This window comes from Pseudomonas sp. 5.2, assembly GCF_059025405.1.
In genome coordinates this window covers 415,679-425,278 of record NZ_JBYBHH010000001.1, presented here as the reverse complement: position 1 = coordinate 425,278, position 9,600 = coordinate 415,679, and the positions used below count along the sequence as shown (strand labels likewise).

Genomic DNA, 9,600 nt, shown 5'->3' with positions numbered 1-9,600 from the left:
AAACAGGTTTTGCATTTTACCCCACACAAGGACACAACAATGAGCACAACAGAAAACACAACGCTTGAGACATTCCAAGCGTTCCTGGAAGAGCACCTAGGCTATAAAGACGAAGTCAACGAATCAACACCGCTCATGAGCATTAATGAAGATGGAAATAAATGGGCCATAGCGCTGGCGAGAGGGTTCAAAGGGTTGAACATTTCCCATAGCGAACTGACCGAACTTGAGAACGTTGGTAACTTGCTGAATAAGATAAACGAGACTGAATAGCCCCCGTGCACCAGGCTGCGTACACTCTGAGTGGTTTCTCAGTGTGTACGCAGCCTGGTGCACGGAGGGTCCGCGTCGGTTCATGTTCGCATTAGCTGTTATGAACAAGCAGGGTGCTTTGAATCATCAGGTCCTGTTGATTTCCGAAAGGCTGATCTCCCGCATCCTGAACTTCTGCACCTTCCCGGTAACGGTCATCGGGAACTCGTCAACAAAGCGGATATGCCGCGGCACCTTGTAGTGCGCGATGCGTGCCTTGCACCAGCCCTGCAGCTCATCGACCGTGGCGCTGTGCCCGGGGTGCAGTTTGATCCAGGCCACGATTTCTTCGCCGTAACGGTTGCACGGGATGCCGATCACTTGGGCATCCGCGATTGCCGGGTGGGTATAGAAAAACTCCTCCAGCTCGCGCGGATAGATGTTCTCGCCGCCGCGGATGATCATGTCCTTGTTGCGCCCGACGATACGCACATACCCCTGTTCGTCCATGACCGCCAAGTCGCCCGAGTGCATCCAGCCAGCGGGGTCGATGGCATCCGCCGTGGCCTGCGGGTTGTCCCAATACCCGAGCATCACGCTGTAGCCCCGCGTGCACAGCTCGCCGATTTCGCCCCTGGCAACAATGCAGCCGTCGGCGTCCACCAGCTTGCTCTCCAGCTGCGGCTGGGTGCGCCCGACCGTGGTCACGCGCAGCTCAAGCTCGTCGTCCGGGCCGGTTTGCAGGGACACCGGGCTGGTCTCGGTCATGCCATAGGCAATTTGCACTTCGGCCATGTGCATCTGGTCGATAACCCGGCGCATCACTTCGATCGGGCAGGTGGCGCCGGCCATGATGCCGCTGCGCAGGCTCGAGAGGTCCATGGCCTGACGGGCCGGGTGGTCGAGCATGGCGATGAACATGGTGGGCACGCCATAGAGGATGCTGGCGCGTTCTTCGGCCACGGCGCGCAGGGTGAGTTCGGCGTCGAAGGCGTCGTTGGGGTAGACCATGGTGCTGCCGTGGGTGATGCAACCGAGGTTGGCCATGACCATGCCGAAGCAGTGGTACAGCGGCACCGGGATCACCATGCGGTCGGCCGAGGTCAGGCCCAGGCTTTCGCCGACCATCAAGCCATTGTTGAGGATGTTGTAGTGGCTGAGCGTGGCGCCCTTGGGCGCGCCGGTGGTGCCGGAGGTGTACTGGATGTTCACCGGTTGGTCAAACTGCAGGCTTTGCTGGCGGGCCGTGAAGGCCTCGAGCGTGGTTTGCCCTGCCCGCTCGGCCAGCGCCTGCCACGGCAAGAAGCCCTGCGGCGGCTGGGCAGACAGGCTGATCACCCCGCGCAGCTCGGGCAGGCGTTCACTGGCCAATTCACCGGGGGCAACGCTGGCCAGCTCCGGCACCAGGCCCTGGACCATGGCGTGGTAATCCGACGTTTTGAAGGCATCGGCGCACACCAGCCAGCGGCAGCCAGACTGGCGCAGCACGTATTCCAGCTCGCCGACGCGATACGCCGGGTTGATGTTGACCAGGATCGCGCCAACCTTGGCGCTGGCCAGTTGCAGGATGCACCACTGGGTGCAGTTGGGCGACCAGATGCCCACGCGGTCGCCGGTGTTAACGCCCAGGGCCATCAAGGCGCGGGCGTGCACATCGACCTGTTCGGCCAACTGCCGCCAGCTGTAGCGCAGGCCCTGGTGGCGCGCCACCAACGCTTCGCCATCGGCGCAGCGGGCCACGGTGGCATCGAAGGCCTGGCCGATGGTCTGGGTCAGCAAGGGCCGGTCCTGGCGACCGCGGGTATAGCTCGGTTGACTCATGGGTGTCCCTTCTTGTGGTTGTTCTGGGCACGACTGAAGCAAGCGGGAGATACTCTGGCGCAGATTTACGTTTACGTAAAGGTGATGAGGCGATTGACAGTAACCGAAGGCAGGTTTACGTTAACGTAAAGGTGATGAACGACACCGGCCATCAGGCAAGAGTCGACCCCTGTGGGAGCGGGCTTGCCCGCGAATGCGATCACTCAGGCAATGACGGTGGTCCTGCTGACGCATTCGCGGGCAAGCCCGCTCCCACAGGGGTCGGCGGCGAATCCATGAGCTACGGTGTTACCCAATTTCAAGAACAAGAAGGTGCCCCCGCATGCATTACCCCTCCCTGAACTTCGCCCTAGGCGAAACCATCGACATGCTCCGCGACCAGGTCAGCACCTTCGTCGACGCCGAACTGGCGCCGCGCGCCGCGCAGATCGACCACGACAACCTGTTCCCTGCCGACATGTGGCGCAAGTTCGGTGACATGGGCCTGCTGGGCATCACCGTGTCGGAAGAGTACGGCGGCGCCGGCCTGGGCTACCTGGCCCACGTGGTGTCGATGGAAGAAATCAGCCGCGCCTCGGCCTCGGTCGCCCTGTCCTACGGCGCCCACTCCAACCTCTGCGTAAACCAGATCAACCGCAACGGCACCCATGAGCAAAAGCTCAAGTACCTGCCCAAGCTGATCAGCGGCGAGCACATCGGCGCCCTGGCCATGAGCGAACCTAACGCCGGCTCCGACGTGGTGTCGATGAAGCTGCGCGCCGAAAAACGCGGCGACCGCTACGTGCTCAACGGCAGCAAGACCTGGATCACCAACGGCCCCGACGCCAACACCTACGTGATCTATGCCAAGACCGACCTGGACAAGGGCGCGCACGGCATTACCGCGTTCATCGTCGAACGCGACTGGAAAGGCTTCAGCCGCAGCAACAAGTTCGACAAGCTGGGCATGCGCGGCTCCAACACCTGCGAGCTGTTCTTCGATGACGTCGAAGTACCGGAAGAAAACATCCTCGGCCAACTCAACGGCGGCGTGCGCGTGCTGATGAGCGGCCTGGACTACGAGCGCGTGGTGCTGTCCGGCGGCCCGACCGGCATCATGCAAAGCTGCATGGACCTGGTGGTGCCCTACATCCATGACCGCAAGCAGTTTGGCCAAAGCATCGGCGAGTTCCAGCTGATCCAAGGCAAGATCGCCGACATGTACACCCAGCTCAACGCCAGCCGCGCCTACCTGTACGCCGTGGCCCAGGCCTGCGACCGCGGTGAGACCACCCGCAAGGACGCTGCCGGGGTCATCCTGTACACCGCCGAACGCGCCACGCAAATGGCCCTGGAAGCGATCCAGATTCTGGGCGGCAACGGCTACATCAACGAGTTCCCGGCAGGCCGCCTGCTGCGCGACGCCAAACTGTACGAAATCGGCGCTGGCACCAGCGAAATCCGCCGGATGTTGATCGGCCGCGAATTGTTCAACGAAACCCGCTGAGCACAAGGGACGGGCGCACATGGCTACCTTGCATACCCAGATCAACCCGCGTTCGGCGGAATTCGCCGGCAACAGCGCGGCCATGCTCGAACAGGTCCAGGCCCTGCGTGGCCTGCTCGCGCACATTGCGCAGGGCGGCGGCCCCAAGGCCCAGGAACGGCACACCTCACGCGGCAAACTGCTGCCGCGTGAACGCATCGACCGCCTGCTGGACGCAGGCTCCCCCTTCCTCGAAATCGGCCAACTGGCGGCCCACGAGGTGTATGGCGAAGACGTGCCGGCCGCCGGCGTGATTGCTGGCATTGGCCGGGTAGAAGGCGTGGAATGCATGATCGTGGCCAACGACGCCACGGTCAAAGGCGGCTCGTACTACCCGCTGACCGTCAAAAAGCACCTGCGCGCGCAGACCATCGCCCTGCAGAACCGCCTGCCGTGCATCTACCTGGTGGACTCCGGCGGCGCCAACCTGCCCCGCCAGGACGAAGTGTTCCCCGACCGCGAGCACTTCGGGCGGATTTTCTTCAACCAGGCCAACATGAGCGCGCTGGGCATCCCGCAGCTCGCCGTGGTCATGGGCTCGTGCACCGCCGGTGGCGCCTATGTGCCCGCCATGGCCGACGAAGCGATCATGGTGCGCCAGCAGGCCACCATCTTCCTGGCTGGCCCGCCGCTGGTGAAGGCCGCGACCGGTGAAGTGGTGAGTGCCGAAGACCTCGGCGGCGCCGACGTGCACTGCCGCATCAGCGGCGTGGCCGACCACTACGCCGACAATGACGAACATGCCCTGGCCCTGGCCCGGCGCAGCGTGGCCAACCTCAACTGGCACAAGCTGGGCAAACTGCAGTGCCAGGCGCCCATCGCCCCGCTGTACGCTGCCGATGAGCTGTACGGCGTGGTACCGGCCGACGCCAAGCAACCGTTCGATGTGCGCGAGGTCATCGCCCGCCTGGTTGATGGCTCGGTGTTCGATGAGTTCAAGGCACTGTTCGGCACCACCTTGGTGTGCGGCTTCGCCCACCTGCACGGCTACCCAATCGCGATCCTGGCCAACAACGGCATTCTGTTTGCCGAAGCCGCGCAAAAAGGCGCGCACTTCATCGAACTGGCTTGCCAGCGCGGCATCCCGCTGCTGTTCCTGCAGAACATCACCGGCTTCATGGTCGGCAAAAAGTACGAAGAAGGCGGCATCGCCAAGCACGGCGCCAAACTGGTAACCGCAGTGGCCTGTGCCCAAGTGCCGAAGTTTACCGTGATCATCGGTGGCAGCTTTGGTGCCGGCAACTATGGCATGTGCGGCCGCGCTTACGACCCCCGCTTCCTGTGGATGTGGCCCAACGCACGCATCGGCGTGATGGGTGCCGAACAAGCCGCTGGCGTGCTGGCCCAGGTCAAGCGCGAACAAAGCGAGCGCAGCGGCCAGCCGTTCAGCGCCGAAGACGAAGCCAAGCTCAAGCAGCCGATCCTCGACCAGTACGAACACCAGGGCCACCCCTACTACTCCAGCGCCCGGCTGTGGGACGACGGCGTTATCGACCCGGCGCAAACCCGCGACGTGCTCGGCCTGGCGTTGTCTGCCGCGCTGAACGCCCCGATCGAACAGAGCCGCTTCGGCATTTTCCGGATGTGACCCATGAGCGATTTCAACACCCTAGAAGTGGTCAAGGACCCTCGCGGCTTCGCCACCCTGTGGCTCAGCCGCGAAGACAAGAACAACGCCTTCAACGCACAGATGATCCGCGAACTGATCGTCGTCCTCGGCCAGATCGCCGAAGACAGCAGCCTGCGTTTTCTGCTGCTGCGTGGCCGTGGCCGGCACTTCAGCGCCGGCGCCGACCTGGCCTGGATGCAGCAGTCTGCGCAATTGGACTTCAACACCAACCTTGATGACGCCCACGAGCTCGGCGAGCTGATGTACGCCCTGCACCGGCTCAAGGCGCCGACCCTGGCCGTGGTGCAAGGCGCGGCCTTTGGCGGCGCCCTGGGCCTGATCAGTTGCTGCGACATGGCCATCGGCGCCGAAGACGCCCAACTGTGCCTGTCGGAAGTGCGCATCGGCCTGGCCCCGGCCGTGATCAGCCCATTCGTGGTCAAGGCCATCGGCGAACGCGCCACCCGCCGCTACGCCCTCACCGCCGAGCGCTTCAGCGGCGTGCGTGCCCGTGAACTGGGCCTGCTGGCCGAGGTGTACCCCGCCCACGAGCTGGATGCCCACGTCGAGGCCTGGGTCGCCAACCTGCTGCTCAACAGCCCGCAAGCCCTGCGCGCCAGCAAAGACCTGCTACGCGAGGTCGACGACGGCGAGCTGAGCCCTGCCCTGCGCCGCTACTGCGAAAACACCATCGCCCGCATCCGCGTCAGCGCCGAAGGCCAGGAGGGCCTGCGCGCCTTCCTCGAAAAGCGCCGCCCTGCCTGGCAAACCGACGACAACAAGGAGCCGCGCCCATGAGCCGCACCCCGTTGACCACCCTGCTGGTCGCCAACCGCGGTGAAATCGCCTGCCGGGTGATGCGCACCGCCAAGGCCATGGGCCTGACCACCGTCGCCGTGCACAGCGCCACCGACCGTGACGCCCGGCACAGCCGCGAAGCCGATATCCGCGTCGACCTCGGCGGCACCAAGGCCGCCGAAAGCTACCTGCAGGTCGACAAACTGCTGGCCGCCGCCAAAGCCAGCGGCGCCCAGGCCATCCACCCGGGCTATGGCTTTCTTTCAGAAAACGCAGGCTTTGCCCGCGCCATCGAACACGCCGGGCTGATCTTCCTCGGCCCACCGGCCAGCGCCATCGACGCGATGGGCAGCAAGTCAGCGGCCAAAGCACTGATGGAAGCTGCCGGCGTGCCCCTGGTACCGGGCTACCATGGCGAAGCTCAAGATTTGGAAACCTTCCGCGCCGCCGCCGAGCGTATCGGCTACCCGGTACTGCTGAAGGCCAGCGCCGGTGGTGGTGGCAAGGGCATGAAAGTGGTCGAGGACGAAAGCCAACTGGCCGACGCCCTGGCCTCGGCGCAGCGTGAGGCGCAATCGTCGTTCGGCGATGCCCGCATGCTGGTTGAAAAGTACGTACTCAAGCCTCGCCACGTAGAAATCCAGGTGTTCGCCGACCAGCACGGCAACTGCCTGTACCTCAACGAACGTGACTGCTCGATCCAGCGCCGCCACCAGAAGGTGGTCGAAGAAGCCCCCGCCCCCGGCCTGTCGCCCGAGTTGCGCCGGGCCATGGGCGAGGCCGCGGTGCGCGCCGCCCAGGCCATCGGCTATGTGGGTGCGGGCACGGTGGAATTCCTGCTCGATGCCCGTGGCGAGTTCTTCTTCATGGAGATGAACACCCGCCTGCAGGTCGAGCACCCGGTCACTGAGGCCATCACCGGCCTCGACCTGGTGGCCTGGCAGATCCGCGTCGCCTGTGGCGAGGCGTTGCCGATCACGCAGGACCAGGTACCGCTGATTGGCCATGCCATCGAGGTGCGCCTGTATGCCGAGGACCCAGCCAACGAGTTTCTGCCCGCCACTGGCACGCTGACGTTGTACCGCGAGTCGGCGCCGGGCGAAGGGCGCCGGGTCGACAGCGGGGTCAGCGAGGGGGACGTGGTGTCGCCGTTCTACGACCCGATGCTGGGCAAGCTGATTGCCTGGGGTGAAGACCGTGAGCAGGCACGCCTGCGCCTGCTGGCGATGCTCGATGAGTTTGCCATCGGCGGGCTGAAGACCAACATCGCCTTCCTGCGGCGCATCCTCGCGCACCCAGCGTTTGCCGACACCGAGCTCGACACCGGGTTTATCCCACGTCACCAGGACGTTCTGCTGCCCGCCCCCCAAGCGCTGCCTGCGCCCTTCTGGGAAGCCGCCGCAGAAGCCTGGCTGCAAGGCCAGGCCGGCCAGCAACGGGACGACGACAAACGCTCGCCGTGGGCTGAACGCAATGGCCTGCGCCTGGGCTTGCCCGCGCGCAGCAGCCTGCACCTGACCAGCGCCGGGCAAGACCAGGCGGTGGCACTGGAACGTAGCGCGACTTCCACCTGGCAACTCAACGGCGAGCAACTGGTGCACGACCAGGCGGGCGTGCGCCGCCAGCACCTGGCGATACGCCGCGGAGGCACGTTGTACCTGCGCTGGGAAGGGGAAATGCATGCCATCGAAGCCTTCGACCCCATCGCCGAAGCCGAGGCCAGCCACAGCCACCAAGGCGGCCTGGGCGCGCCCATGAACGGCAGTATCGTGCGGGTACTGGTCGAGCCAGGCCAGGTGGTAGAAGCCGGCACAGCGCTGGTGGTGCTGGAGGCCATGAAGATGGAGCACAGCATTCGTGCGCCGCATGCCGGCACGGTGAAGGCGCTGTTCTGCCAGGAAGGGGATATGGTCAGCGAAGGGACCGTGCTGGTCGAGCTGGTGGAGTGAACCAAGGGGCCGCGCGCCCATGCCACAGGAATAATTGGCCCGAAACACCTGTAGGAGCAGCCTTGTGCTGCGAAGCGCCGCGCGGGCGGCGCTCGATCTCACAGGCGCCACGACAACCCAGCCGTGCATCCAATAGCGGCCTTGCCAGGGCGCCGGGCCGGTCGGAAAGGGCTGCAAAGCAGCCCCAGTACGCTAGAAGCTGCCATGCACCCGCACAACCACCCCCAAAAACTCACAGCCGTCTTCGCACAACAGCGTTGGGTAATTGCTGTTCAATGCCTTCAAATACCGCTGCCCACCTTCCTCAGCCAGCTCACGGAAAATCGCCGGTTTGCCCGGCTGTCGAGCGATAACCAAACGCCCCGGCTCAACCTCCACCCCAGGGTCCACCAGCATCCGCATCCCCTGCGGCACACTGCGGCCACTGGCGGCGCTCATCGCTTCATTCTCAACGGTCAGCCAGAAAGCCTTGCCCTTGGCCAGGTAGTCCGTCTGCTCGAATACGCTCGCCTCTGCCCCCTCTAGCTCATCCCAGCCCAGCACCGGGTAGCGGAAGCACACGATGTATTGCATGAGGTCCAGGTCATCGTCGGTGTCATCCATGTCATAGCTGCCGCGGTCCTCGCCTACCTGGCCCACAATGCGCAGTTGCAAGCTGACGTTGTAGTGGGGCATGCCAATCTCGACGAACGTGCGGTTCATCGACTCGATCTTCGGCTGGCGCCGTTTGTTCACCCAATGCCCCACGCTGCCTTGAGACACGCCAACGCGTTCGGCTAGCTGCTCTTGGGTGAGCCCAAGCTCCTCCATCCGGTCACGGACGAGGGCAATCCATTTATCCATATTCATCGCTGGCACGATACGGACTGCCTTCAAGCGCTCAATAAACATCCTGTATTATTTATCAGAAAGCATGAAAATACTTAAGGTATTAGTATCGGCCTGAACCTTTTCCCTATTGGCATTTGCAGGTATCAGGATGAAACCACCGAAAAACGAAGAAACAGATCTCGACAGCGAAGCGGCCCGCCGCGCCCTCGACTACTACCTCAACCCCAACCCGCCACGCCCCACCATCGAGAACAAAATCTGGACGCTGCACGAAGGCGTAACCGGTGACCAAGCCCAGGAGCACGCCATCGCCCTGCTCCGCTGCGCCGCCGCCACCGCACAAGAAACCGCCGTGCACCAGCACGGCACGCAGCGCGAGCTGACTTTCGCCTTGATGCACATGATGGACATGGCACGCGCACTGCTGGAGCACAAACGCACCGTGCAGACGGGTCTGTAGGTAAAAAAGGAAGGGAGAGACGTGACGGCCGGGTAACGGCAATGGCCCCGATTGCCGGGACAAGGAAGCGCATCGGTAAAACTTTTTTACCGAATTAGCGAAATATCATTTGACTGGCAAATGATAACGATTATTATTGCACTCAGCTGATCGCGAGATCTGCTGGATAACCTGGAGCTTAGGTCGCTCTCAGATTATCTCCTCATCAGGCTAATCACGGTTTTTGACCCGGCTTTTTGCCGGGTCTTTTTTTTGGCTCTTCAGGCTAATGAAGATCGTGAATGGCCGGCATGATAGCAAAAGTGTGTCAGACCGTGAACGCTCATTACAAAACTTTGCGGAATCAGCACTTGAG

8 protein-coding genes are annotated in these 9,600 nt (G+C 63.3%); 6 read left to right on the top strand and 2 right to left on the bottom strand.

Annotated features, from left to right (window positions below; all coding sequences use genetic code 11):
* Window positions 1-39: 39 nt before the first annotated feature.
* Entirely contained in the window at window positions 40-273 is a 234-nt protein-coding gene (locus AC5PZ0_RS01880) for a hypothetical protein (protein ID WP_493854185.1), read from the top strand.
* A gap of 126 nt (window positions 274-399) precedes the next feature.
* Here AC5PZ0_RS01880 and AC5PZ0_RS01875 read toward each other — a convergent pair whose 3' ends face one another.
* A complete protein-coding gene (locus tag AC5PZ0_RS01875) occupies window positions 400-2,073 on the bottom strand; it encodes an AMP-binding protein (RefSeq protein ID WP_493854184.1) in 1,674 nt (557 codons plus the stop codon).
* 322 nt (window positions 2,074-2,395) lie between these two features.
* On the opposite strand from AC5PZ0_RS01875, the gene AC5PZ0_RS01870 reads away from it, so the two are divergent.
* Genes AC5PZ0_RS01870 through AC5PZ0_RS01855 form a run of 4 tightly spaced genes read left to right on the top strand, consistent with a single transcriptional unit; the run spans window position 2,396 to window position 7,954 of the window.
* Complete coding sequence (locus AC5PZ0_RS01870) at window positions 2,396-3,559, top strand: isovaleryl-CoA dehydrogenase (RefSeq protein ID WP_493854183.1); 1,164 nt, start codon at window positions 2,396-2,398, stop codon at window positions 3,557-3,559.
* A 19-nt stretch (window positions 3,560-3,578) separates the two neighbouring features.
* Window positions 3,579-5,186 carry a carboxyl transferase domain-containing protein gene (locus tag AC5PZ0_RS01865; protein WP_027592785.1) on the top strand — a complete coding sequence of 536 codons (1,608 nt, stop codon included), beginning with the start codon at window positions 3,579-3,581 and terminating at the stop codon, window positions 5,184-5,186.
* Between the two features lie 3 nt (window positions 5,187-5,189).
* Complete coding sequence (locus AC5PZ0_RS01860) at window positions 5,190-6,005, top strand: gamma-carboxygeranoyl-CoA hydratase (protein ID WP_493854182.1); 816 nt, start codon at window positions 5,190-5,192, stop codon at window positions 6,003-6,005.
* Window positions 6,002-7,954 (top strand): acetyl/propionyl/methylcrotonyl-CoA carboxylase subunit alpha, encoded by a 1,953-nt coding sequence (locus AC5PZ0_RS01855; protein WP_493854181.1) that lies wholly within the window; start codon window positions 6,002-6,004, stop codon window positions 7,952-7,954. The genes AC5PZ0_RS01860 and AC5PZ0_RS01855 overlap by 4 nt, the downstream gene beginning before the upstream one ends.
* A 192-nt stretch (window positions 7,955-8,146) precedes the next feature.
* Here AC5PZ0_RS01855 and AC5PZ0_RS01850 read toward each other — a convergent pair whose 3' ends face one another.
* On the bottom strand, window positions 8,147-8,845 hold the full coding sequence (locus AC5PZ0_RS01850) for a LexA family transcriptional regulator (protein WP_033693983.1): 699 nt from the start codon (window positions 8,843-8,845) through the stop codon (window positions 8,147-8,149).
* 88 nt (window positions 8,846-8,933) lie between these two features.
* On the opposite strand from AC5PZ0_RS01850, the gene AC5PZ0_RS01845 reads away from it, so the two are divergent.
* A complete protein-coding gene (locus AC5PZ0_RS01845; protein WP_027592789.1) occupies window positions 8,934-9,245 on the top strand; it encodes a DUF6124 family protein in 312 nt (103 codons plus the stop codon).
* The last annotated feature ends 355 nt before the right edge of the window (window positions 9,246-9,600 follow it).

What these genes read in the sequence shown, in the direction of transcription:
- AC5PZ0_RS01875 (WP_493854184.1), bottom strand. Translation starts at nt 2,073, where the DNA reads ATGAGTCAACCGAGCTATACCCGCGGTCGCCAGGACCGGCCCTTGCTG.
- AC5PZ0_RS01865 (WP_027592785.1), top strand. Translation starts at nt 3,579, where the DNA reads ATGGCTACCTTGCATACCCAGATCAACCCGCGTTCGGCGGAATTCGCC.
- AC5PZ0_RS01870 (WP_493854183.1), top strand. Translation starts at nt 2,396, where the DNA reads ATGCATTACCCCTCCCTGAACTTCGCCCTAGGCGAAACCATCGACATG.
- AC5PZ0_RS01850 (WP_033693983.1), bottom strand. Translation starts at nt 8,845, where the DNA reads ATGTTTATTGAGCGCTTGAAGGCAGTCCGTATCGTGCCAGCGATGAAT.
- AC5PZ0_RS01880 (WP_493854185.1), top strand. Translation starts at nt 40, where the DNA reads ATGAGCACAACAGAAAACACAACGCTTGAGACATTCCAAGCGTTCCTG.
- AC5PZ0_RS01855 (WP_493854181.1), top strand. Translation starts at nt 6,002, where the DNA reads ATGAGCCGCACCCCGTTGACCACCCTGCTGGTCGCCAACCGCGGTGAA.
- AC5PZ0_RS01860 (WP_493854182.1), top strand. Translation starts at nt 5,190, where the DNA reads ATGAGCGATTTCAACACCCTAGAAGTGGTCAAGGACCCTCGCGGCTTC.
- AC5PZ0_RS01845 (WP_027592789.1), top strand. Translation starts at nt 8,934, where the DNA reads ATGAAACCACCGAAAAACGAAGAAACAGATCTCGACAGCGAAGCGGCC.